The organism is Aeromonas sp. FDAARGOS 1402, from assembly GCF_019046925.1.
GTDB lineage: Bacteria > Pseudomonadota > Gammaproteobacteria > Enterobacterales > Aeromonadaceae > Aeromonas > Aeromonas caviae.
In genome coordinates, this window is the sequence record NZ_CP077202.1 from 25,791 (window position 1) to 48,745 (window position 22,955).

Here is a 22,955-nt window from a genome sequence, read left to right on the forward strand (position 1 = left end):
CGCCTTTCCACTTATGACCATGAGGCACAAAATTGCAATCCGCGCGCCTAGAGATAGTTTATTCACCATTCCCCCTTGTCGAGCCGTTCAACTCTCCACGGCTTCGCATCATTTCAAAGACCGAGTAGGCCTGTAGCGGATCGAGGCCATACACAATCCATTTTTTATTAAACACAACTGCAGGTACCTTCTCAACATTTAGAGACCGAGCCATCGTCAATGACTCTGCTGTAGTAGCATATTTATCAAGGACACTCTTTTTACTCAGCTTTGCGAACCGTTTGGTGGCGATTGCTGCAGCCTCCGCTTCAGAGGCGGGAAGTCCGGCACTCAATTCCATCTCAAGCTTGTAGATTTCATCTATCTGCCGGATGTGCACTGGTACGATCAACTTTTTAGCTAGTTGAGCACCTTCCACGTCATATCGAAGGCCATCCACGGTAAACACATCTACTTGAGTAACCTGCACTTCAGTAGCTTTAACTTGCGAGCTCAAGAGCGGGATCAGGATGACGAAAACCGTCAAGCTATGTCTAATCATCTGCCGTTCAACCATGCCATTCCGGCCATCCCCGAACAGGACCATTGCGTTAAGCTCAAGTGCTGCAGGCTGCTGATATGGGATATCAGTATCAGGCCCTCGGTTCAGAGTGTTTGTGCGCTTCATCCAGGCTTTCTTCCATGCGGTCCAGGGCCATCTTGCCAGCATCATCAGGAAGCCTCCTGTAGGCGTTGAGAGCGGCTCACGGCGTCCGAGCTGCGAGCCCTGATCTTTAGCCCCCGCTTGCGGTTCAGTTCTTGAGCCATCATCTCTGCGGCTTGGTACTGGGAAGACAACCCATACTGTTCCATCAGGGCACGCCGTTCGCTCTTTTCGTTCGGGTCTGTCATGGCGAGAGTCAAGAATATTGATGGTGGCACCTGACGAACCAACATTTCGCCAACAGTCTTGGGGTTACCCATCACAACTCCCTCTGTGTAGGCCCGTTGCTGCTTAGAGCAGCTCAAGATCATGACTTTCTGTTCAGGGGTCAAATTTCGGTACTTGCTAAGATCCTCCACCTCCTTGAATTCCATATTCAGCAAGAACCACCACTCGAATAGACCAAGCACCTTCTTGATGTCGTCACCTTTGGAGAAGTCTTCTACGTTCTGAGTGGCCAACAACATCCAAAGGCCTATCTTACGGGCAACTTTTACAGCAAATGCTATTTGGTACCCAAGAAGGGGGTTACCGGTGTAGAGGTGAGCTTCATCCACAATATTCACGACATCACGACGTTGGTTCTGTGTTTCTTCCGCCTTGTTAATTACTCTCTGCATGTAGCCAATGTAAGCAAGAGCAAGCTGAGCTGGATATCGGTCCGAACCGTAGACGCCAACATCAAGCACTGTTACATCCGCATCAGGCCAGGGTTCACCAACAGTATTGAACATTCGAGCATCCAGCTCGCCAGTGCAGTACATTTCGAGCGAGGCCGCTAGCTCTTTTAACCGGGTACGCTGGTCAGGTTCCAGCTTGGCCTCCCGTTCCGCGATCTCGAGCATTGCTTCTCGAACATCCTGGGTCAGTGTTTTCTTTCCATCACGGTAACTCTTAATCCCTGCAGCTAAAATGGCTGCACGCATAAGTGCTTTATCCAGCTGAGTGATCCGGGCGTATGCTTCCATATTGCCGCCTGTCACCATGATATAGAGGGACTGCTCCATTTCACCCAAGGGATCCCGTGGTGCATCATCTTCATCTTCATCTTCATCCTCATCATCAGCCGGCGTCTCATGCTGTGCTGTCATGGCTGCCGCCTTAGCTTTCGCCTTGGCTTCTTCGATTTGCTTCACAACTTCGCCGGCATCGAGGAATGGGCATAGCGAAAACTTGGCAGACTTGTTGATCCGCATGTAGTTAACCGTCAGGCCATGCTGGGCGAAATATTCACTCAACAGCTCAAACGACCCACCTTTATCCAGGATGAAAAGCCGTGGCCTATGCACAGCCATCACCGAGGCGGCCATATAGTTCAACGAGGCTGACTTACCTGAGCCTTGGGGTCCGATAACCACCCCATGAGCAGCCCGAACCCGGTCTTTGCCAAACATGTCAAACGTAAGGGGCTCACCCCCTCGATTCCATACCACAAGCCCTGGATTCCCTGTTCCCTGTTCGCGACCAAAGATCGGACACATGTTGGCCAAATGCTGGGAGTAGTAGAGCTGCATGTACTGGCGCTTCGTATCCAACTCTGGCTGGAAACAACCAGGTAGGTGCAGCGGGTAAGATTCAGTGATCAAGGGGTCTGTGGATGCGTCGAGCGCCATGACTCCGTTAGAGAGGAGGTTGTTTTTGAGTGACTTGCACCGGTCCTGCAGATCAACCAAATTTTCGCCGCGCACGTATACGCCCTGCGAAGCATAGAAAACGTCCTGATCATTCTGACGTTGGAGTTCAACTTCATTGAGTGCCTGCTGGGCCCGCTGCGCCTCCTGGGTCTCCCCCTTTTGGGCCGAACTCAAGCTCATGAGGTGCGAATCAATTTTCGTTGGGCTGACAAAAATAATAGTCTGAACAAGCATTGCACCGGCTGGTACAGAATCCATGAGGCAACTCGATCGTTGATTTTTCCCTGTACCTTTAGAAACCTCACCAGTCAATTGCCCCATATCCGGAGCCTGAGTTAATCCCTTAAAACGCATGAATGTATGTGGCATATCATCAAACCACCAACATCCATTGTCAGGGTCAGATATAGGCTCGGAAAACAAAACACTCTCAGCCAGATTAAATCCAAAAGGCTTATCCTTTTTCCGCTTAGGGTAGCCTACCAGTCGATAAAGTGCCTCACGATCACCATTAGTAATCGGTGGGTTGGGATTAAACCAATCCGTTAACCACCGAAATACAGTCTCGCCATCTAAGCGGCGAATCTTTACGCCAGAAGATGACAATAGATGAGAAAAACGATCCGCAACCTCATTAATATCATTTATCGGGTCAAAACTTGCCGACTCCATTTCTATCTTCGTGCAGCGCCTGTAGATTACACAATAAGTTCTCCGCATTTGGCCACGCCATTGTTTGCCAGTGACCTGAACATCCTTAAAAATACCTTCGGCCTGGTTAATGCCACGAAAATGATCCTCAAGAACATCAAGGAACTGTTCTGTGAATTCAGTATCACGAACTTCCTCATGAATAGATGCATATATATCATCAACATATCTATAAAGGTCATCATCCTTCCATGAATATATCTGAAGAACCCAATCAGATCCTCCATGAGCTATTCCGAATGCTTGCTTAAATGCAGCTTGAAGAGTATTCCTAAGTTCAGCAATTTGGTCTTTGGAGCGCCCCTCTGTTGCGATTGGAGATGCAGCGAACACTACTGCTTGAGAATAACAGTCCTCAAGCATAAAGGTTTTACTTTCTTCTAGGTATTCGGTGATTGAAAGCCTATCGGCAAAGCTATTAGGGTTGCGTCGATAATGTGACTGGACCAGTTTTTGTGTAACCGGCCCAAGCTTTCTTGCAAATGATGGCTTACGGGACTCATCAACATAAGATACTTCTTTGGTTTCATGATCCACTTCTGTTTGTACACTGCAGTGTTTCAGGTTTTGCTGAGCAGATGATTTTTTTGCTTGCGGAATAAATATATCTTTAATTTCCTGAAATAAGCTCACGAGTTCACCTTAGTCTTGATATTGCTGATTATCTGCCGCAACTTTACTCTGATCATACCGAGCATCCATTAACGGATAGAGTTCACCAGGAAGAGCATACTCGTCACGTTCAAACATTTTTGTTTCAGTGATGTACGCCGGGATCGGGGATCGCCCCTTTCCCGTGAGATGTGCAGGTACAAAAATATAAAGCGTTGGATTCGGGAGCACCTGATAACGTGGTTTTGGTGAGTTATGCAACTCATACACATCAATGTCAGGTTGGACGCCAACCATTTGAGGGGTTGTCATAATGCGATAATCACGCGCACTTGCGCCACCCCCCATGGTCTGATCAAAAACCATTTCAGCGGTGATGTCAGATTTTGGAATTACATCGTCCTTACTAGCACAACCAGCAAGGACGGCGTTAATCAAAACCACGATTGTTGCTGTAGTGATTCGTTTGTTGAACATGGGATACCTTGCGTCCTTTTTTATCATAATCAATGTCTATTTGGCTGGTAAGGTGAATTTCTACTCTGGTTCCAGGAGGTACGTAAACAGCGTCATATGCCCCTTGCTGACGTTCAGCAAGTGCTTCAGACCCTGATTGGACCCCCTTTCCAATTCCTTTCCCAAGCATGTAATTTATGCTGTTACTTTCGCCGACTATTGACGAACTTGAACTACCATCAGTATTCTTTGTAATCTCCGCTTGCCCATTCGCAAATGCTTCAGCCGCCCCGGCGAATGTATTAATGCCCATTGTCTGAGCTAGATAGGAGGGTAAGTTAGTAATGTACTTACCAGATATGCAAGGTACACCTTGGTAATCAGCTAAATATCCTATCCCTCCTTCTTCCTTACCTTTGCTAGAAACAGTGCGAATGGTCCCATCAGTAAAGGTGTAGGTGACGCTGTTAATCTGTCCATATAAACACTTTAAGGTATAGTCTCCTCTTGCTAAGCCGGATACTACCATCCCTTGAAGGTTTGGGATTTTGATACCGTTGGTAGCCAGGTTTTTTTGGCCTACTACAACTTTGAATGGGAATGGATCAGTTACTTGATTATTAAGTGGAACTCGACCTATCAATGCTGTAGCGCCTACAGAACCGAGAAAACTGGAGTTTTCTGGAATTGTATAAATTGGTATCAAGCTATCCTTTTTCTCATCATCAGAGAGTGTCATAAGGTTTGAGTTGGTACCCTTTGATGTGTGCAGATTCCGATAACCGGAGCCTTTGAACTTAGGGTATTTGAGTACGTCTTTCCCAGTCTGTTCATCAACGACTCGCTGAGCATCTGATGGTACAATCCACTCCAAACTCTCGTCTCCATCAGCAGGCAGTGATATAGGGCCAACAGATTGTGATCCGCTCCCATTTGGGTTAAATAGGTTTGGCACCGTAGGCAAGTCAATGGTTTTTCTTCCATTACCTGCAGGCGTTTCATCTTGTTCCAACCCGAAATCTTTCCCTGGTTGGGTTCGCTCTGGATAAGGGTCCACGACCGTTTCAGTCGCCGCCGGCTGCTGTGGTTCTGAATTCTCTTTGGTCGACAGCTTCATCTCCAGCTCTTCGATCTTTTGCTTCAGCGCTAAAACAGTCGGGCTATCGGCCTCCATGGGCGGTGCAACTGGAGGCGGTGAATTCCTTGAAGTATTCTTCCCTTCTTCAACCTGTACTAAGCGAGAGCTCAAGTCTGTTACTGCTTTAGCTAGTGCTTCAACAGATGTTTCTGGCGTATCCGCGTCAGCACCAAGGCGTGTGTGCCTGCGGTCAATGGTAACCTTTCCCTCCCCCTCCCCCTGCTCCGCTTTAATAGTGTCAGCATGGTTATTCTCTGGAGCGGTGAAGGCCGCGTATCCAGCTACGATGGCGCCCACTAACACCGCTCCAGCGCCAATCTTGAGCATTGGGTTTTCCCCTACCATTACACCACTCATTTATTGCTCCCCTGGCGGTGATACTGATTCACAGCTGGTTGTGATGACGCCACAGGAGCCCATGGAGCAGGGCTTTCATACCGGGAGTCACTAAAGGGGCGGTCGGAGATTACATAAAGCATGGTAGTGTCTCCAGGTACGTTATTCTGATTCAGCTGGATATGTTGTGCGGCAGCATAGGAATATTGCATATTCAAATGAAAGGGATTTACTTTGACCGGGGACGATTTACGGTTAACCAATTTTATAGCAGTCAAATACTGACCGGAAGTGCTTTGCCAAGCTGCTATTGGAGTTGCATCGAAAATACCATATGAGGTATCGATAAATAGATCTCTCATATCTTCCGCACTATTAAGTGCTGTTCGATTTAATCTTTGGTCGTTGGTTCGTAAACGAGGTGGGGCATAAAACTCCCTAGCTGCAAACTGGATCATTTCCTCTGGAGAAATTGCGGCATCTCCAGATGTGTCGAATGGTGTACCTGCAAGGGGATTGTCATCAACAGGTGCCGACTTCTGAGAGCCGGTACCTGTCCCCGAGATGGCCTCCGCAGCCGCACCGGTACCGGCCTCGGACCCTGGCACGGAGATCAGCACTTCATCGAGCGGAGCACCAGCCTTTGGCACTGCAACGAGCTCGAGCAATACAATGTCTCCTGAGTCATTCAACTTCACCTTCACCTGGGTCGGAGCAAACTCATCCTGGGCTGTTAAGTAGAGGGTTCCCTGCATACTGTCCGCATCGAGTTTGTCTGCTAGCGATCGAGGTCGTCCAAATACAACGTGGTCCGGGAAATGTATGAGGCGTTGTTCTCCAACTTGCAGTGGGATCTTGATCGGCTTGCTACGCCATTCAATTGGCTCTACTGCAAATACGGAGCAGGACATAACTAGCGCTAAGCTTGACGCAAGGATACTTATTTTCATCACTGCGCTCCCCCCTCAAACTCAATTCGAAGAGGTTGATTAATGGCAGTGATTCGCATGTTGAATGGGTTGCACACAGATCCAGAGTTGTCAGCAGCAACACGGACACGGTAACGAAGAGCGTGATCCTTTACTGGGGTTCCCTCTAACGATTCGATCAGACGCAAGTCCAAATCAACATCCCAAATTCCCGCGCCAACAAAAGACACTGATCCTTCAACATCCTTTAGATCTGTAATTTCGCTTAATCGTCGAGTTCTATTTGCAGACTGACCATCGCTAACACGGAGAGCGTGCAAAGCGAGTTGTTCGCTTTTCACGCTCTCAGAAATATAGCAAGCATAACGGTTCAGATTCTCTGGCATTTCCTTGTCGCCATTTTTTTTCCAATAGTTTATAGACCTCACAACTTCACTTGCGAAAAGGTATACATTGGGCTTGGGGATGGTGTTGCTATCAAACTGTGCGCCGGCCGATAAATCAGGGGGAATGTGCACAGTAATATCATTCTGGCGGAGTGCACTTAAGACTATCTGAGCTATCAGGATCAATAGTAAAACTCCTGATATGAGCTGCCAGTCCTTAACCCTAGCATCGCTTCTATCCAATGCATTTCTCGCCCTACCTTTATTACGACCAAACACATTGTTCATTATTACTTCCTTACCGGGCCAATGTAGTTAATATTTTTACTCTTTGACAGACGAGTGTCCCACTTGATTTTATCTGTCATCATCCCGTCAAATTTCATCCAGCCACGTTTTTGGGTGTATCGTTTTAACTTGAGCCACATCAAGGGACCATGCCTCTTTTTGGCTGATTCTATCTTCCCTGCTACAAGGGGGATTACGCCAAGGCTTACAATCATCCCAATAACAAATCCTATTAGCCCTTCGCTAATTAACAGTGAAAAAACAATTGCACTTGTACTACAACAGATCACAATTGCTGTGCATGTAACAATTAGCAACTCATCTATTGTTAACCCTTTCCATAGAGCTGGCTTTTTATCAAGCCGCTCTAAGGTAGTCTGTATAGTGTGCTCTCGCCCCATTTTCACAGCCCTATAATATATTAAGTGCCATCACGCCCAGTGATATCCCGAGCGCAACCAAAAGTGCACCAGCCACGATATTGCTTACCAGATCACGCCATGTAACCTTGCTACCTTGCTCGCCGATCTGGTGATACTTTTGCCATGCGTTCTTCGCAACAGTTAACAGAAGAGCTACGATGAGCAGCATGACTAAAAGGTTCACACCCAACAAGACAAGACTGATAACAAGATTATGTGGATTTTCACCGGCGCCATTTCCATTAGGAGGAGTTATTGTTGGTATACCCACAGCACCAGCAGGGAAGGAAATCACTGCAAGGCTACAAGCCTGCGTACAAAGCCTTTTCATTCACTTATCCCCATTTAATAGGCAGGTAATACCTGCCTATTATATATTTTCGAATTAGCTAATAGCACTCGCGCCGAACACACCAACCGCATAATTGGCCATTGCAACACCAAGACAGATCAGCAACGCCCCGGCAACCAGGTTGCTCGCCAAGTCACGCCAAGTCACCTTACTGTTCTCCTCCCCCAGTTGGTGGTATTTTTGCCAACCGTTTTTTACGACGGTAATAAACATGAGCGCTACCAGTAGAAAAGCAATGACTGTAAGCCCCCACTTAAAGAGGTTTACTATCAATGTGAATGGATCATTACTAGCTGAGCCTCCTGGGGCATTTATCGTGGGTAGGCCAACCGCATTAGCCTCGCTGGCCATGAGAGCAACCATAAGACACGCCCCCCTCAGTCTATTACTAACCTTTTTCATTGGCATCCCTATACTCCTCACTTAAATTTATTAATGCACAATTGCTTGAACAACCAGCAATATCAATGCGCTCAAAACTACGGCGGTAATAACAGCCTTGAACATTCCATAATATGTTACCTTGTCAGTCCCCAATCCTTGATAACAGGCATAGGCTACGAACAGAATAAATATGAATGCAGCCGCGTACATACTACCTTGAAGCAAAATTGATGTTTGGCTGAATGTGGAATTAGCTCCGACAGCAGCCATGCATTGAGATACATTTCCACCTGAACAAGATGCGCTCATTTCTTATACCCCATTGGTAATGCGCGTTCGCGAGACAAATTTGCGTCCGGCCGGGGTAACGCATGCGCTCTTTGGTAATCCGTGTAGCCACCATCCAGGGGGACTATGGCTGCCGGATCCATGGGTGCAGACAGGTATTGCAAGATCCCGTCTTCGACGGTGCTTAGGTCGGCACGAATGCTTCCATACTCCATACGTAGCCGACTTTGGTTATTCATGCCCGCGTTCTCAGCTTCGTCGAGCAACTTGTTTACCCGAATCAACTGCTCTCGGACACGGCTCAGGATCTCACGCTCTTGCCAGGCATCAGCTACCGATGCTGTGGAAAAAAGGGCTAACACCCCAACGCTGATCACCGTCTTCAACAATCTCACTCAACACTCTCCATTTGCTTGGATCCGTGACACCGTAAAGTGCTAGGTCCCAGTGGTGCGGTCTTTGAGGCGTGGCATGTTTGTCAGTCAACTATCCACAATGGGATTCTAACTCGGGGCCTTGGGATAAAATGAGCGCTTAAAAATGAGGGGGTTTTCTGGCTGGGGTGGCAAGAGCCTTCGATGCTTCGCATCTTAAAGATCTATCAATAAAAAAGGGAGGCCTTAGCCTCCCTCATTGCAAATTGCCATTTTTACCAGTAGGTATCAACTACTTGCGGCTTGCTTAGCTATGAAACGACGTGCCATTGCTACCAGTGCCAGCCCTATCAGGCCAACTGGGCCGGTTGAACCACCACCACCACCACCATTTTCTGTAGGCTCCGGAGTCGGAGTGACAGGCGTTGTCTTTTTATTCACCTCAACCGGATCGTTACCTGTAATGAACAACTTGCCGCTTCCCTTCACAACAACTGTGCACTCCTCAAGAGGGGCGGCCGTCCCGCTTTTGCAGGTATTCGATTCGATTGCGAGATCCCCTTCGGTATAAGGGGCGAAAACTTCCGGGTCCTTGTGGAAGGACTGCACCTTGATCGTAACACTCCCCTCGCCCTTCACCTCGACCGGATAAGACCATGCAGCGATTGTTTCAAGCATCCATGCAGTGGTTTCTGCTTTATAGAACGCTTGGCACGATTGAATGAAAGTTCCATCACCTTGACCAGCAGAACCTTGAATTACCCCCCAAACCCCAGCTTCGTTATAGCAAGGACCGCCGGAGTCACCGGGCTGCGAGGTGCCAGTACCAATCCCGTTTACGGTGTCATATTTCAGTTCGTAAGCATCTGGTGACCATCTTGCGTCTGCTTTACCTACAGTCACATTTGAAGCACCTTTCAGTTTTCCACCAGAGAGGCTAGACCAGCCAGCAATTAACTGGGTAGAGCCGACCGCTGGTTCTGTGTTAATAACTTTTGCTGTTGCCGGCATTTTTTTATCCAGCTCCAGCAATGAAACATCATATACACGCGGCACGCTGCCATCATGCATAGGATGAATTACTGTGCGCTTAATATTCGCCACACTTACATCGATGTTACTGACAGTCTGGCCTGTCAGATCACCACAGTGGGCCGCTGTTACAACCCATTTCCCAGCGATTACGGTCCCAGAGCAAGTCCCACCCACCCGCACAAACTCAGGTGAGTTAATTTCTGCGCCATTGAAAATGGCGTGAGCAGGCGTAATTGCAGACATAAGCAGCGCGGCAACAACAGTCTTTTTCATATCATCCCTTATTTTGTTCAAATTTATCTTTCATTGCCAGTGACGTTCTAATTAGATTATCCAGTTTTATTACACTTCCTTTTAGCCTTGACACTTGTGATTGAGAGGAAAGGCCGTATTTCTTAGCTGTTTGCTCTTGTGCAAGACCATAAAGTAAATGATCTACCAGCGCATCAGCAACCGCTGGGTTTGTACTCTTAGTGTTTTCAATCAACAAACGAATATATTTTTCATCCATTAGCAGTAGCTTTTTCACTTTGCCCCACTCCTAGATTTTGATCCGCAGAAATAGAATATGACTATCATCATACATAGTCAACATTTAATTTCAGTTTTTGGCTTCATTTGCTCCCTCTGAATTACTGATGAACCCTGACTGCCAAGATGCCCATAGGCTATTCGCCGATTGCCCATGGTGTGGCTTCCTCGGCAGTCTATAAGCACCCTGCCACTCGGTGTCTGGTGAGATCCGCGCTAGTGGCCTCTACCAGCTGCTCGGCACAAAGGTCCTTTACGCCGCCGGAGAACACAAGGCCTATCTCAAGCTTCCGGGTGGCCACCGTCCAGAACATGGGGCATCACCGCGGCCGGCGAGCCCAAGGCCTATCCCTGCCGCCCGGGTGGCCACCGGCCGGCACCAGGGGCCCTACCGCGGCCATCGAGCCCAAGGCCTATTCCTGCCGTCCGGGTGACCACCGGCCAGAACAGAGGCATCACCGCGGCCGGCGAGCCCAAGGCCTATCCCTGCCGCCCGGGTGGCCACCGGCCGGCACCAGGGGCCCTACCGCGGCCATCGAGCCCAAGGCCTATTCCTGCCGTCCGGGTGACCACCGGCCAGAACAGAGGCATCACCGCGGCCGGCGAGCCCAAGGCCTATCCCTGCCGCCCGGGTGGCCACCGGCCGGCACCAGGGGCCCTACCGCGGCCATCGAGCCCAAGGCCTATTCCTGCCGTCCGGGTGACCACCGGCCAGAACAGAGGCATCACCGCGGCCGGCGAGCCCAAGGCCTATCCCTGCCGCCCGGGTGGCCACCGGCCGGCACCAGGGGCCCTACCGCGGCCATCGAGCCCAAGGCCTATTCCTGCCGTCCGGGTGACCACCGGCCAGAACAGAGGCATCACCGCGGCCGGCGAGCCCAAGGCCTATTCCTGCCGCCCGGGTGGCCACAGGCCGGCACCAGGGGCCCTACCGCGGCCATCGAGCCCAAGGCCTATTCCTGCCGTCCGGGTGACCACCGGCCAGAACAGAGGCAGCACCGCAGCCGGCGGGCACAAGTCCTATCCAGGGCTCCAACCGACCAGCGACAGGCACCGATGAGCCAAAGCTTATATGTCCTTCCCTTAGCCATGCGCCCGTTCATGTGCCCTATGCTCGTTTGCTCCCATCATCCTGGTCACTGACATTAGCTGGTTGAATTGTTGGCAATCAAACCAGGGTTGACTCCACCCCCTAGTTTCAGGATCCGCTTTGCAACAGTGTCATGTAGAAAAATGAGTAGCGCGATAATGACCCTTCTCGCTACACAAGCAACATGTTAACAGTAGCGTTGCTGGCTTGTTACGGTGGGGCCGTGACAGCAAGCGTGGATGATATTTGGGCCACCTCGCCGGCGACCCAGGACATTTTGTGGGCGCAGCAGTATGCCAAGCCTGTTAATCCTGCGAATAGCATGTCCCTGATTACCTTCAGTACAACTGACGATTCTTCGATAAATAGTGGTGTTTCATACACCAACACGACTGGCAAACCGATGTTGATGACGGTCCGAGGTTCTATCGGAAAGGATATTCCTTGGGCAATTGATCTCTATGTGAACGGTGTACGTGGAGCGTCGTTCGGAAGGGGGGATGGTGCTGGCGGAAATTGGGTCTCGAGTGGCACGGTAATGATTCCGCCTGGAGCAAGTTATAGGATCAATAAGACTCCTTCTGAGGTAATCCACTCAACGATACGCTGGTATTAGATGCCCGCTATCGATAACTATCGGTCATTATGAACCACACTACCTCTCCAACCAGTGTGGTTCTCGTCCCATCAAATACGACTTGGGGCTCCTAGGTTGGCTACATGATTGCCAAGCTGCTCGCCCCCTGGTGATGAAAATGGGCTTGTGGGGGCCAGCTACAAGCCCTGCTATAGACTGTATCCTACAACACGTTTTATTACTGGAGCGCCAGTCCAAACGCCTTGCCCCTGCAGCGTCACCCCCACACCAGACCGGCTCACTTTGATGAGAGCGTCATAGGGCCTATCAGCGTTTTCACCTCCCCGGTTGTAGATTCGCACATCCCCTCTAGTGACGGCTTCTTGAAGGTCGAACATCAACTGAGTGATTCCCCGACCATCTAAGTCAAAACTGACATAGAGCACATTGACGGTGGAAGGCACAGTGATACTCACTGCCGTGGAGGATCCGCTATAGAGGTCAACTCGACCGCCCGTTCCAGAAAACGAGGGATTGACTGCGGCAGCATAGGCTTGAGCCCACTGGGTATCATAAGTTGCCGGCGAGGCCGCCCAAACTTCATCGACGCCAGAGTACGCTTTGCCACAAAATAACAACGTTATCGCAATAATTGCCAAGCTATATCGAGAAGGGTCATTATCGTTACGAAGCTTCATTCAGATCTCCTTTATTGGTGTATTTATAGCCAGTTATTTGCTGCATTGTTGTTGGACCAAGACGGATGCATTTGCAGGAGCAGGAATAAACCATGCCTGAGTTCCATTCTGGTCAGTCTCCCATATTCGGACATATGCCCTGGTCCCATCAAACCGCCCTTCCACAGCCCCCATGTTGTTAAACGGGAAACCGTTTTTGCTATATGACAGAGGGATCACATTTACTTTTCGAGTTCCACGATTTGCTGGACAAGAGACAAGTGAAACAACTTGGTTGTTTTGTTGAACATTCCCCCATGCCAGCCCGGAAAGTACGGTACGGTTTGTTAGACCTGTGATTGAAAGATCCTTTACGTTCTCGATAGCATAACCAGCTGCATTCATGTCCCCTTTTAGCGCCCTTGATCCATCCAGCATATAAAAGTTATCGTGAGAAACTTCGGTGCCTGGCCGACCAATTTCGGCAACAATATTTGTGCCAGATACTGTAGCAAAAGGCAGAGATGACAGTAATCCAGCGGCAACATCATTTCGGTGGTCAGCTGGGACCTTTGCGAGTGGAATGGTCAATTCGAACCGTGGAATTGTTGGATTCCCAGCAACCCCATAAGTTCTAACAGATATAGCATCCCCCCAAAGAGTCTCTGTCATTGGCCGGCAGTTACCCGCACTCGCGTCACTTGCAGTACAGTTCCTAATGTACCCTTCATTAATTAGTACCTGGATAGAGGATGGAAAGTTGGTCGGCGTGACAGTGTTATTACTTTTTGCCAAGACCTGATACCTTTCAGCCGCTTTTGAAAACAGCTCAGTAATGCGATTGCCTTGCTGCACAGCAGCAGATTCAATTCTTTGTTGTCTCAGCTCATTGAAAATGATCATGCCGACAAAAATTAAAACTGGAAGAACTATTGAAAGTTCAATGAGCGTAAATCCACTCTGGCTCCTACGCATTATTTATCTCCAATGCCATGTGCCCAGCAATTTGTTGAACTCCTATACATCTCTCCAAACGAAGATAGTCTCGGAGACTTAATAGGAAACTGATATGATAATGTGCTAGCTGAAATATAGTCAGCACCTGAGTCAGTATATAGCTCACCGGCAAGAGCAGCATTTCTTACATCTATTGAAACGATAACAGAAACAGGTTCACCCCCACGATATCCAAAAGCGAAACTTGTCACCCATGGCGCAGGATATACAGACGTTTGTGGCACACCTGTTGTAATTAAATCAGTATGGGAAATGCTAATGCTAGTCAGGCAACCACTTGACACCTTAAGTCGCAGGGTAGTGTTAATTCCCGAATTCACATCAGAGGCAATACCATGAACCTTTATAGATTGCTCAACGATGTCAGCGTTATACCTAATAGCAGCCACGCCAAATGAGATAGTGACAAAAACAGCTATAGCCACCGAAAACTCAATCAACGTGAAACCACTATATTTTTTCATAAATTGACCTGTCATGTTCAAAAAACATGGAGGCGGCAATGCCACCTCCATAGCAAAGATAATTTACATCGTTCCCTTAACACTACTACCAGTGACGGTAATGGTTGTGCAGCCTGTAGCCGTCTGACAACGCCCAGTAGTCATAGGGGCCAAGGTGTCTGCAAGATCGGTAATGTAATCTGCCGGCAGGCCCGCCATAGTGATATCAACCAGACTGGGGTTAGTGGTATTAGCTACAACCGTGATATCACCACCAAAAGCATTTGCCGCCTTACCATCTTTGGCTGTACCACAGACGCTGGCATCAAGCAGTTTAGAGCCAGTCGCACATAGGACGCTCATGCTCACACCGTTTTTATTCGGTCTTCCTTTTTTCCAACGCTCCGTTGCTGTTGTAATTTGCTGCATCTGCTTTATGAGAGACTCTTGCTTAGTTTGATATTTGACACCTTCAGCAACTTGAAGAACGACCACCAAGAGGACGGCCGCAATAGCTACCACAATGGAAAACTCGATCAATGTGAAGCCGCCTTGTTTTTTTGAAACCATTTTTTTATTGTTCTGACTTACGTAGTTCATCATTCAACCCTTATATATTAATAAGTAACTCTAGCGGACTGCGCCACTACGAGATATATACCACCGGCCAATACAGCCATACCGCAACCTGCAGCCATCATAGTCAGCAAGTTTGCCAACTTTCCCAAACTAATAATCTGTTTTTTAAGCCTCCTTCGCTGTCTCATCGAGCTTTGCATTAGCACCGATGGAATGTCTTCACTATTACTTAAAATCTTAATCCTTTGAATTTCAGCTTGACCAAGCAATCCCACATCAAAAACATCACCATAGTTTTTCTTCCCTGATGCAATCTTCAACTTTATCTTCTGAATTTTTGCTCGCAGCCAACGACTTGAGCCATGCCCAATAATGCTCAAGCAATCATTAATGCCGACCCCGGCCCTCATAAGACTGGACACGCTAGCTAATACAGCTATCGCATTCAGATCCCTATACTGCTTAAATACAATGGAGTTATCAAGTGACTCTCTGTTAGAAACATTAGGTAACATCCACATCAATCCTATGAGGCCTGTGATGCTCATACATAACATCGAGAACATCCAGTTGTGACTGAATTCAGCAAGGCCCCATGCCACTTGTGATATACCACCCCATTTGTAGAGCGGTAGTCTATTTTGCATGTCCAGCATATATTCATAGGACGGACCACCCGCCACTATCAACAGCCCGACAATCATTAATGCTGGATACTTTACTGCATTTAAAATATCTAAAGTTAATCCAGATGCATCTCTGATGGTGTTGATTCCAACATCAAGCCCCATGTCTATGTCACCGGTTTCTTGACCGGCTGAAATTGTAGATATTATTATTGGAGAGAACCACCCTTGCATTCCAGATGTAACCGGCCGACCATTTCTGATAGCCATCAGCATGTCACCTGCGAGCGCCTTGGCTGATGCAGAACCGAACTCAACCAAGTTGATGCATATATCCTTTTCATCAATGCCAGAGTTTATTAGCTCCCTAAAATCCTCGAGGAATTCAATTTGGTTGGTTTTAAAAAAAACCAACTGGAGCCACTTCTTTGAAATAGTGTCAAAATTCACAGCAGCTCCTTAACTTGCTCGGCAGCAGAATGAATATCGCAAATACCATCCCTTACTTTCTTAAGAGCATAGTGCCGGATGTTTTTCCACCCGTTTTGTATTAAATGAATCTTCCATGCCAACGCATCACCTTTAGCTATAAATTGGCGGTCATCATCAGTTAATACAATGACCTCCATTACCAATGTTCTTCCCTTTTCACCTGAGACACATTTGCCGCAGCCACTGCTATTTTTCACTCTAGCGTGGCCCAGGTCATCGCCTAGTGCTTTGCGTAAGGTGGTCTGCTGCTCCTCAGTTGCCTTTTCATGTGGTATTGAGCAATGCGGGCAAAGAACTCTTATTAACCGCTGATGCGAGAAAACTGAAAATACATCAGGGCTACTTGCAATAACTGATGGAACACGTAAGTGCTCTACCAGTTTTGTTGCAATACCGGTCGCACTTGACGTATGTGTTGTTCCGATTAACAAGTGCCCGGATTCAGAAAGGTGAGTAAATTCCGCAGCACTTTTCTGGTCACGCACCTCGCCAAAGTAAATCACATCAGGATCTTGCCTGAGCATAACCTTCCCGTAATACGCAAAGTCTCGTTCTTTACCTTTCTTCGTAAGACCATAATCGATTCGCGTTTGAGATACCCCGTCAAGAGTCCATTCGGGAGGGTCTTCAAGGGTATTAATGTTTCGGCCATCCTCAATTGTTGATAATCCAGCCATAGCAACAGTGGTTTTACCTGAACCGGTAGGCCCAGAAAATAGAATGGCCCCTTGAGGCTGTTTAAATGCAAGCTCGATGATTTTGACATGATCATCATCCATCCCCATATCTGCGAACGAAGGAATATCATCTCGAATGGGAGTCAACAATCTCAGTACGGTTTTGGTACAATCTTTGTCATCGCTACTGCTGCTAACTGGTAGCATTGATGTCCGCCAGTCCCATGCCTTCTGAACATTATTCACAGCTATGATCTTGCTAAAGCTTCCTGCATTTGGGATTAATGCTGAATAGCTTTCCTCTGAGCCACTGTGACCATTGAACACATAAGCCGTCAGTTCTGCACCATATTCCTTTGTCTGTGGCGCAGATATGTCAACTAGGCGCCCATCAATACGGCACTTTATTAGTGTTTTCTGTCCTTTCACTAAAATGTGTATATCAGAGCCACCCATTTTGATGCATCTAGCCAGCAATCCCATCAAGCGGTCTTCAACTTGGGTTGGTGCAACATCAGTGGCGTGCTTAGTGCTCTGGTGGGTGGACTCGACACTTAGAGTTGAGCCAACCTGTAAGGCATTCAATACTACTTCGCTGTCGGCCAGATTAATCTTAGGTTCCTTGCCATGCAGCAGAACCTTAACCTTAGCAATTATTGTATTTAAGTTGTCGCTCTTTGGATCTGAGGTGTAAACGACCCAGTTCTCATCAACAAAGCAACTTTTGTCCTCCCGGCAAAGAGCTAGGATTTCATCATCATCAATTAAAGACACTGTGCTTTTAATTGCCATATTCATATAAATACCCCAACCGTCAATAGGCCATATTAATGCAGCGAGCCAATTTTCCTTGGCTTGCACATAACTGCCTGTCATTCAGGGAAGTAATCTTGATCCCGTCGATTGTCTTACCTATCTGAGCAGGGGTCATTCTTCCAGACTCACCAATTGATACATACGCGGTCAATATCCCATCTACGCGGGCCGCATATCGCAGAGTGAGTCTGTCAAGTTTGCTACCGGGGGAATCCATCACCTTGGGCTCATTAAATGCGATCCCCGTTCCAACAGGCATTGGAGCACTTGGTGACACGGTTGCGCCTACAGGCAATTCGTCCTGTAGCAAGAAGGCCCCAGGAGGGGGGGAGCTTTTGGCAGGCTTCTCGGATGCAATTTTTTTCTTGGCGGCGTTACTCTCAACCAACTCTTCCACCGTGCTTGTTGCCAGTAAAGCCTCAGCCTTAGCCCTTCTTTCACCGAGGCGCATCAGCTCCTGGATGTTTTCCGGTAAATTCGGCAGCCTTACTGCTGACGGGGGTTCAATCACGTTTTGGCTTGAGACATTGCTCCCTGAATCAACCGGAGTTGATGCCTGGGAACGCTGCTCTGACTGTGCGATAAGCGCATTAAGTCGCTCATTTCGTTTAGCCTGTCTATTTTCTTGAGCCTGATATAAATAAACCGCACTTGCACATGCTACAGAAAGCAGCCCTAAATAGGTCACCAATTTTTTAGTGCTAATTTTTTTATTTTGTTCGTTCATTGTGCGCCACCTCCAAACTGAATTACCGCATTATTTAGGGTGCATTCCCCTTCCTTGCTAATGCTAAATGTCGCTGATTCTAACTTAATTGGCATTCCTTTCAGGGCATTACCAAGCTCGTTAATGAACCAAGGATTTGCTTTCGCGATGGTCAGACTGGCCTTTCTGCTTGCCCATACTCCATTAGTTTCAATGGGTTCATAGCTAGCTTTCAAAGCCGAAATTAGTGAAAGCTTTGAAAATATCTCAAAAACTTTGTCATCAAGCGCCTTGAAACTGGTGTGATGTGAACTCCAATAGGAACTCAGAGGGACAGGCACGCGAATAAATGGTGATGACCCACTGAAAGACATAGCTAGGATATTTTTTTCCGCCCATGCATTTAACACATTTCTATCGATCACAACGTCAGGCAATACCATATTAATGCTGCCTGGCTCGATTGTCCCCACAGGTAAATCCGTGACTACAGGGATAGTTCCAAATTTCGCGCACGTCACACCTAACTCACTAACCACATCTCCAGCAAGCTGCACATCTGTCCATGCTGCGCGATAGGCATACCAGGGATCCATCACTTCCGGCGGAGGCGGCGGCGGCGGTTCAGGCCATAGAAACCATGTAGCTGCCGCAATACCTGCTAAACAGACAAGAGATGGCTTAACCATTCTTGACAATGCAGACCCACGAAACTCTATGAGTTCAAAGTCATCAGGCTTTAGATTTAAAGCCTCAATTATCGTTGTCTCTACACCCCGAACAGGCAATTCAGTTGTAGAAAATATGCGCTCAGATGGATGTACCTGTAACCATTCAGACAGTTCCGTTGCATCGACAACTTCATCACGGCGAATTTCCCCGGCCTCCCAGAGCACGCAGCGATAGGCACGGTCAGAAGCAATTATGCACACCCACTTCCTAGGGGTGTCTTTCACTTCTTCAATGAGAGCCTCGGCAATACACTCGCCCCAAGCTATATCAGCTTCATCGGAAGCGACCCGCGTGATCAGGTCCCCATTCTCGAATATCCGCTCAAACTTAGCCGGGTACTCGACTCGCCACCGCTTCAGGACTTCCTTTGGCTTGCTGCCATGCGGCAGCGTTGTTCTGATAGTTCCCATAACTTTATATCCGCTTAGGGGTGATCAGAACAATAGTTTCTGTCATGCTGCTTGCGCCTGAATTCCCGCCCAAGAACGGATTCTTGAGTACAGATGTCTCATCTGATTTATTCGACTTCTGCTTGTATCCATTGAGCACGAGAGTCTCACCATATTTAAGACCAACATCTTGATCGAATTTTATTTCTTGCACCTGTGGTGCACGAATAGTGACGCCACTCACTTCTGTATCTTCCCAATTGATAACCTTGGATAGAACTCCAGAAATTTGAAGGTTTACCATGTCATCTGAAATATTTGGCATAACTGACATGGTGAGGCCATCACTAACTACAGCATCTTCTACTTCAACGCTTGCATCAGCATTTTCATTCGGCGTAACTGTCACTCTCGCAATATATGTCAGCTTTTCAGAGTTATCGATGGATGCAACTCTGTTATTTCTTGCAACAGTTCTCGGCTCATATTCGACACCAACATGCCCTTGAGTTTGTAGCGACTTCATCAGAACGGTCGTACCATCCCATTTTGGATTTGTCGAAGTAAATGAAAATCCATAATTCCCTGTATCGCCCAGGGTTGGCAGTGACGGACCAGCAAACTGCAGCTTTCCTTCTGAAACATTGCGAATAACATTCCAGTCAATGCCAAATTCAGATCCTTTACTCCCTTTGAATTGAAGCACCTTGACTTCAATCATTACCTGCCGTGCTATTGCCTGTTTTCTTGATGAAATATAGCTCTCAACCAAACTCATCCGATGCGGAGTTGTTCTAACCAGAATTGAAGCAGTCGAGGATGTTACAATTACATTCCCTTCCAATGGGTTCTTATCGTCCTTACTTACACCGTCACGACTCAGAATTGACTTTATAGCCGCCAAATAGTCATCAAAGGGATTTATGTCTACCACTTCGGTGGTTGCGTAAGTATCCGAATTACCAAGGGAGCTTGTAACAGTTCGGTTTGCCAATCCCTCACCGCTATTATTAACTGAGTTGGCTTTTCGTCCAAATAGGAATGAACTTTTACCCAAAAGTGAATTTAACTCGAATACTTTGGTTACATATCGTTCAAAATTTATTTTGTTCCCATGAACACTTACTGAGATATCAGCCTTTGCTGCTATCTCGTTCAGTGCCCCATTGATATCTCCCTGATAGTCTACTGAAATAATTTTGTCCTGGACCACATCAGGTCCATAGTTTACTGCAATTTTCTGATTTGCCGATTGCAGCAGGTTCCTTACTGCAAAGCTAAGCGGTATATCTTGCCCTTGAATTGCGGCGGGCTTTCTGACCCACCAAGGAGCCCCCTCCCCAATTGTCGGGTTCAAGTCCAAAGGGGGCTTATCGATGTAGATGCTTTTAGAGGATTCTTGTTTACCCTCATATGCCTTGATTTGGCCAAGTGTATCGTTAGCAGCATCTTTCTGCTCCAAATGGTCCATAGCACCACACCCTGAAAGAGCGATGATGACAGCCATTGCTATAGCGCTACGCGTTTTCATAATCAGTTCCCCTGCACAAAATAAACGTGTTGTGTTGACTTCAGTAGCTGTGGTTGCACTGGGTATGATTCGATCAACGCATTAAGTGCTGATGCTATATCCCCTCGTTCCGTGACGATTGGCCAGCTTGACGGAACGTAGTAATCATCCTGAGGGCGCCAGTCTTGTGCTGTCGTATTCCATCCATAGGACTCTGTTAGTCGAATTGCATTTGCTTTTAGGCTGCCGGCAGCGACATTAAATGTCTGCACCAACACCCCCGGAACATGAATTACTGCACTTTTATTCATAGCGTCATAACTAACAATGAACTTTCCATTTGTTTCATTGCCAAACGAAATCTGTGCTGCGGATATTGCCCCTTGGAAATCATTCGCGGAGAAATGCGTTTTCTTTGGAATGGATGTAAAACCAGTAGGCACTCCACCGGGAAAATAATAGAGAACTGTTTGATAACCGTTATCTCTGAACCATCTCGAGAATGCACGCTCCCAAGTTTCACCGGCTCGAACAATCAATGACGTTTTTTCTACTGTGACGACAATCGGTTTTGTTTTATTAATGGGAACGAATACCTTCCCACTCGTCACAATAGGTGCCTGGGATTTCATCAACACTGTGGGCGTGTTTACTATGGGGTTCGTTGCTGATTCAAGCATCGGCTTCATGGTACTACTTGCAGTCGCAACAGAAGCCCATTCGTGCCTAGTTGTTGCTTTCTCAACCTTTTGTTGAACAGCAGCAGCCAAGTCATTTTGCCCAGCTCCAACAGGGTTTTGTGCGACGGTGTTGGTTTGGTTGCGTGTCGACACGATCTGTGGGGCGCTGTGATCTTTATACACGTTGCTCGGGCTGCACCCTCCCACCAAGGCTGCGGCTACCGCCACCGACAGGAGCTTCAGTCGCACTTGATGATCTCCGTCGCTGTGATTGTCGCAGATCGATCCCTTTCATGAATCTGTGGCAGAAGCGGCAGTCCAGCCAGGAACGCTTCAAGAGCCTTTATCGGCTCTCTTTTATCGACCTCGAATCCGGCATCAAACTGCCAGTCGCAGTGAGCCGGGACGGTCTTAGACCAACGGATTGCCTGCAACCCCAACGCAAAGCGGAGGCTCTCCAACTGCCCACGTAGCGATCCCGGATGCACGCTGAAGTAACGTTGTTCGCGGTCCCGACGAATAAAATTGATCGCCTGCTGACGGTCATTGATGATGTGTCGTAGACGAGTGATCTGGCCGGTGATCCGAGCGTTATGCTTGGCATACTCATCACGCAAAAGGGCCAGGTCGTTCTGTAACAGTTCGATTTCAGTGTTGAGCTCTATGAGCGTCTTGTCGCCATAAGTATCTCGTGCCATCTCCGTCATTGGCAGAGTTCTTCTCTCAGGTCGAGAGTCGCCTGGCGAAGCCTGCACCTGCGGTATCCCCAGCAGGGCAACGACACTGAATGCCAAAATACTTTTTCTCATAGACGCCACCGTATAGAAAATCCTAGGTGGCGTTATACCGCACTCAAGCGGGAATAATTGCACAGCAAAAATGGGGGGGGTTTTCTGAGCGGTCTAGAGATCCGAGTGAAAAAAAACCCGCCAATTACTTAGGCGGGTTCTGGGTTTATGTGTTTTCCATCTGGCGTTGTCGCTGATGGATTCGGCTTGGCGTGAACTGACCCGACCATACTAGTCCTGTGTCTATCGTGACCTCTTGCCGTATCCTGACCTTCATGCTCTCACCACTCATGTCTTGGATCGTCGCAAGTAATCGACTCTCAACAGAGTACAGGAACTCGAGATCCTTCATAGCAAGTTTGAGTAAGGCTTTCTGTCGTTCTTCTTGCATTTTCGCCTTGCGATTTCGCATCTCAAAAATGCAAGGGATCGCGACAGCGATTACTGCGAAGAACCCGGAAATCAAGGCCACCGTGATACTTACGCTTTCCATGGTGTCCTCCCTTAGTATTCATCACTCAAGATGATTGTTGTATTCCGACGATCACCCTCCGTGATTACCCATATGAAACATTGG

Annotated in this window: 24 protein-coding genes; all 24 read right to left on the reverse strand. The window is 47.9% G+C overall.

Annotated elements, in window-relative coordinates; genetic code table 11:
• Positions 1-58: 58 nt before the first annotated feature.
• Positions 59-712: a DUF1525 domain-containing protein gene (locus I6L32_RS21560; protein ID WP_210537794.1), complete on the reverse strand. Its 654-nt coding sequence runs from the start codon at positions 710-712 to the stop codon at positions 59-61.
• Positions 712-3,681: a conjugative transfer ATPase gene (locus I6L32_RS21565; protein WP_210537796.1), complete on the reverse strand. Its 2,970-nt coding sequence runs from the start codon at positions 3,679-3,681 to the stop codon at positions 712-714. Before I6L32_RS21565 ends, I6L32_RS21560 begins: the two co-directional genes overlap by 1 nt.
• Before the next feature lie 9 nt (positions 3,682-3,690).
• Entirely contained in the window at positions 3,691-4,137 is a 447-nt protein-coding gene (locus I6L32_RS21570; protein WP_210537804.1) for a hypothetical protein, read from the reverse strand.
• Entirely contained in the window at positions 4,091-5,611 is a 1,521-nt protein-coding gene (locus tag I6L32_RS21575; RefSeq protein WP_210537806.1) for a TIGR03752 family integrating conjugative element protein, read from the reverse strand. The genes I6L32_RS21570 and I6L32_RS21575 overlap by 47 nt, the downstream gene beginning before the upstream one ends.
• The gene (locus tag I6L32_RS21580) at positions 5,608-6,540 is read right to left on the reverse strand and encodes a TIGR03749 family integrating conjugative element protein (RefSeq protein WP_210537808.1); all 933 of its coding nucleotides are present in this window, start codon (positions 6,538-6,540) and stop codon (positions 5,608-5,610) included. Before I6L32_RS21580 ends, I6L32_RS21575 begins: the two co-directional genes overlap by 4 nt.
• Positions 6,540-7,193: a DUF2895 family protein gene (locus I6L32_RS21585; RefSeq protein ID WP_210537810.1), complete on the reverse strand. Its 654-nt coding sequence runs from the start codon at positions 7,191-7,193 to the stop codon at positions 6,540-6,542. The genes I6L32_RS21580 and I6L32_RS21585 overlap by 1 nt, the downstream gene beginning before the upstream one ends.
• A 2-nt stretch (positions 7,194-7,195) precedes the next feature.
• Positions 7,196-7,594: a DUF3487 family protein gene (locus I6L32_RS23695; protein WP_210537813.1), complete on the reverse strand. Its 399-nt coding sequence runs from the start codon at positions 7,592-7,594 to the stop codon at positions 7,196-7,198.
• A 10-nt stretch (positions 7,595-7,604) separates the two neighbouring features.
• Entirely contained in the window at positions 7,605-7,946 is a 342-nt protein-coding gene (locus I6L32_RS21595; protein WP_216945323.1) for a DUF2976 domain-containing protein, read from the reverse strand.
• Positions 7,947-8,000: 54 nt separating this feature from the next.
• Positions 8,001-8,375, reverse strand: coding sequence for a DUF2976 domain-containing protein (locus tag I6L32_RS21600; RefSeq protein WP_210538633.1), 375 nt, complete (start codon positions 8,373-8,375; stop codon positions 8,001-8,003).
• A 281-nt stretch (positions 8,376-8,656) separates the two neighbouring features.
• Positions 8,657-9,034 carry an RAQPRD family integrative conjugative element protein gene (locus I6L32_RS21605; RefSeq protein WP_210538634.1) on the reverse strand — a complete coding sequence of 126 codons (378 nt, stop codon included), beginning with the start codon at positions 9,032-9,034 and terminating at the stop codon, positions 8,657-8,659.
• 267 nt (positions 9,035-9,301) lie between these two features.
• Positions 9,302-10,321, reverse strand: a complete 1,020-nt coding sequence (locus tag I6L32_RS21610) for a trypsin-like serine protease (protein WP_210538635.1) — start codon at positions 10,319-10,321, stop codon at positions 9,302-9,304.
• A gap of 1 nt (position 10,322) precedes the next feature.
• Positions 10,323-10,577, reverse strand: coding sequence for a hypothetical protein (locus I6L32_RS21615; protein ID WP_210538636.1), 255 nt, complete (start codon positions 10,575-10,577; stop codon positions 10,323-10,325).
• A 1,878-nt stretch (positions 10,578-12,455) separates the two neighbouring features.
• Positions 12,456-12,944, reverse strand: a complete 489-nt coding sequence (locus I6L32_RS21620) for a hypothetical protein (protein WP_210538352.1) — start codon at positions 12,942-12,944, stop codon at positions 12,456-12,458.
• A gap of 33 nt (positions 12,945-12,977) precedes the next feature.
• Positions 12,978-13,898 (reverse strand): type II secretion system protein, encoded by a 921-nt coding sequence (locus I6L32_RS21625; protein ID WP_210538353.1) that lies wholly within the window; start codon positions 13,896-13,898, stop codon positions 12,978-12,980.
• Entirely contained in the window at positions 13,898-14,404 is a 507-nt protein-coding gene (locus tag I6L32_RS21630; RefSeq protein ID WP_210538354.1) for a prepilin-type N-terminal cleavage/methylation domain-containing protein, read from the reverse strand. The genes I6L32_RS21625 and I6L32_RS21630 overlap by 1 nt, the downstream gene beginning before the upstream one ends.
• A 63-nt stretch (positions 14,405-14,467) precedes the next feature.
• Positions 14,468-14,986 (reverse strand): prepilin-type N-terminal cleavage/methylation domain-containing protein, encoded by a 519-nt coding sequence (locus I6L32_RS21635; protein ID WP_216945327.1) that lies wholly within the window; start codon positions 14,984-14,986, stop codon positions 14,468-14,470.
• A 14-nt stretch (positions 14,987-15,000) separates the two neighbouring features.
• A complete protein-coding gene (locus I6L32_RS21640; protein WP_210538356.1) occupies positions 15,001-16,038 on the reverse strand; it encodes a type II secretion system F family protein in 1,038 nt (345 codons plus the stop codon).
• The gene (locus I6L32_RS21645) at positions 16,035-17,633 is read right to left on the reverse strand and encodes a GspE/PulE family protein (RefSeq protein WP_210538357.1); all 1,599 of its coding nucleotides are present in this window, start codon (positions 17,631-17,633) and stop codon (positions 16,035-16,037) included. Before I6L32_RS21645 ends, I6L32_RS21640 begins: the two co-directional genes overlap by 4 nt.
• Complete coding sequence (locus I6L32_RS21650) at positions 17,572-18,300, reverse strand: hypothetical protein (protein WP_210538358.1); 729 nt, start codon at positions 18,298-18,300, stop codon at positions 17,572-17,574. Before I6L32_RS21650 ends, I6L32_RS21645 begins: the two co-directional genes overlap by 62 nt.
• Complete coding sequence (locus I6L32_RS21655) at positions 18,297-19,421, reverse strand: hypothetical protein (protein WP_210538359.1); 1,125 nt, start codon at positions 19,419-19,421, stop codon at positions 18,297-18,299. Before I6L32_RS21655 ends, I6L32_RS21650 begins: the two co-directional genes overlap by 4 nt.
• Before the next feature lie 4 nt (positions 19,422-19,425).
• Positions 19,426-20,931, reverse strand: coding sequence for a hypothetical protein (locus I6L32_RS21660; protein ID WP_210538360.1), 1,506 nt, complete (start codon positions 20,929-20,931; stop codon positions 19,426-19,428).
• Positions 20,932-20,933: 2 nt separating this feature from the next.
• Positions 20,934-21,839 carry a hypothetical protein gene (locus I6L32_RS21665; RefSeq protein WP_210538361.1) on the reverse strand — a complete coding sequence of 302 codons (906 nt, stop codon included), beginning with the start codon at positions 21,837-21,839 and terminating at the stop codon, positions 20,934-20,936.
• Positions 21,830-22,399, reverse strand: coding sequence for a hypothetical protein (locus I6L32_RS21670; RefSeq protein ID WP_210538362.1), 570 nt, complete (start codon positions 22,397-22,399; stop codon positions 21,830-21,832). Before I6L32_RS21670 ends, I6L32_RS21665 begins: the two co-directional genes overlap by 10 nt.
• Before the next feature lie 145 nt (positions 22,400-22,544).
• On the reverse strand, positions 22,545-22,871 hold the full coding sequence (locus I6L32_RS21675) for a hypothetical protein (protein WP_210538363.1): 327 nt from the start codon (positions 22,869-22,871) through the stop codon (positions 22,545-22,547).
• Positions 22,872-22,955 lie beyond the last annotated feature (84 nt).

Excerpts from the sequence above, each read along its gene's own strand:
- I6L32_RS21560 (WP_210537794.1), bottom strand. The coding sequence starts at position 712 with ATGATGCTGGCAAGATGGCCCTGGACCGCATGGAAGAAAGCCTGGATG.
- I6L32_RS21570 (WP_210537804.1), bottom strand. The coding sequence starts at position 4,137 with ATGTTCAACAAACGAATCACTACAGCAACAATCGTGGTTTTGATTAAC.
- I6L32_RS21575 (WP_210537806.1), bottom strand. The coding sequence starts at position 5,611 with ATGAGTGGTGTAATGGTAGGGGAAAACCCAATGCTCAAGATTGGCGCT.
- I6L32_RS21580 (WP_210537808.1), bottom strand. The coding sequence starts at position 6,540 with ATGAAAATAAGTATCCTTGCGTCAAGCTTAGCGCTAGTTATGTCCTGC.
- I6L32_RS21585 (WP_210537810.1), bottom strand. The coding sequence starts at position 7,193 with ATGAACAATGTGTTTGGTCGTAATAAAGGTAGGGCGAGAAATGCATTG.
- I6L32_RS23695 (WP_210537813.1), bottom strand. The coding sequence starts at position 7,594 with ATGGGGCGAGAGCACACTATACAGACTACCTTAGAGCGGCTTGATAAA.
- I6L32_RS21595 (WP_216945323.1), bottom strand. The coding sequence starts at position 7,946 with ATGAAAAGGCTTTGTACGCAGGCTTGTAGCCTTGCAGTGATTTCCTTC.
- I6L32_RS21600 (WP_210538633.1), bottom strand. The coding sequence starts at position 8,375 with ATGCCAATGAAAAAGGTTAGTAATAGACTGAGGGGGGCGTGTCTTATG.
- I6L32_RS21610 (WP_210538635.1), bottom strand. The coding sequence starts at position 10,321 with ATGAAAAAGACTGTTGTTGCCGCGCTGCTTATGTCTGCAATTACGCCT.
- I6L32_RS21620 (WP_210538352.1), bottom strand. The coding sequence starts at position 12,944 with ATGAAGCTTCGTAACGATAATGACCCTTCTCGATATAGCTTGGCAATT.
- I6L32_RS21625 (WP_210538353.1), bottom strand. The coding sequence starts at position 13,898 with ATGCGTAGGAGCCAGAGTGGATTTACGCTCATTGAACTTTCAATAGTT.
- I6L32_RS21630 (WP_210538354.1), bottom strand. The coding sequence starts at position 14,404 with ATGAAAAAATATAGTGGTTTCACGTTGATTGAGTTTTCGGTGGCTATA.
- I6L32_RS21635 (WP_216945327.1), bottom strand. The coding sequence starts at position 14,986 with ATGATGAACTACGTAAGTCAGAACAATAAAAAAATGGTTTCAAAAAAA.
- I6L32_RS21645 (WP_210538357.1), bottom strand. The coding sequence starts at position 17,633 with ATGACAGGCAGTTATGTGCAAGCCAAGGAAAATTGGCTCGCTGCATTA.
- I6L32_RS21650 (WP_210538358.1), bottom strand. The coding sequence starts at position 18,300 with ATGAACGAACAAAATAAAAAAATTAGCACTAAAAAATTGGTGACCTAT.
- I6L32_RS21655 (WP_210538359.1), bottom strand. The coding sequence starts at position 19,421 with ATGGGAACTATCAGAACAACGCTGCCGCATGGCAGCAAGCCAAAGGAA.
- I6L32_RS21660 (WP_210538360.1), bottom strand. The coding sequence starts at position 20,931 with ATGAAAACGCGTAGCGCTATAGCAATGGCTGTCATCATCGCTCTTTCA.
- I6L32_RS21670 (WP_210538362.1), bottom strand. The coding sequence starts at position 22,399 with ATGAGAAAAAGTATTTTGGCATTCAGTGTCGTTGCCCTGCTGGGGATA.
- I6L32_RS21675 (WP_210538363.1), bottom strand. The coding sequence starts at position 22,871 with ATGGAAAGCGTAAGTATCACGGTGGCCTTGATTTCCGGGTTCTTCGCA.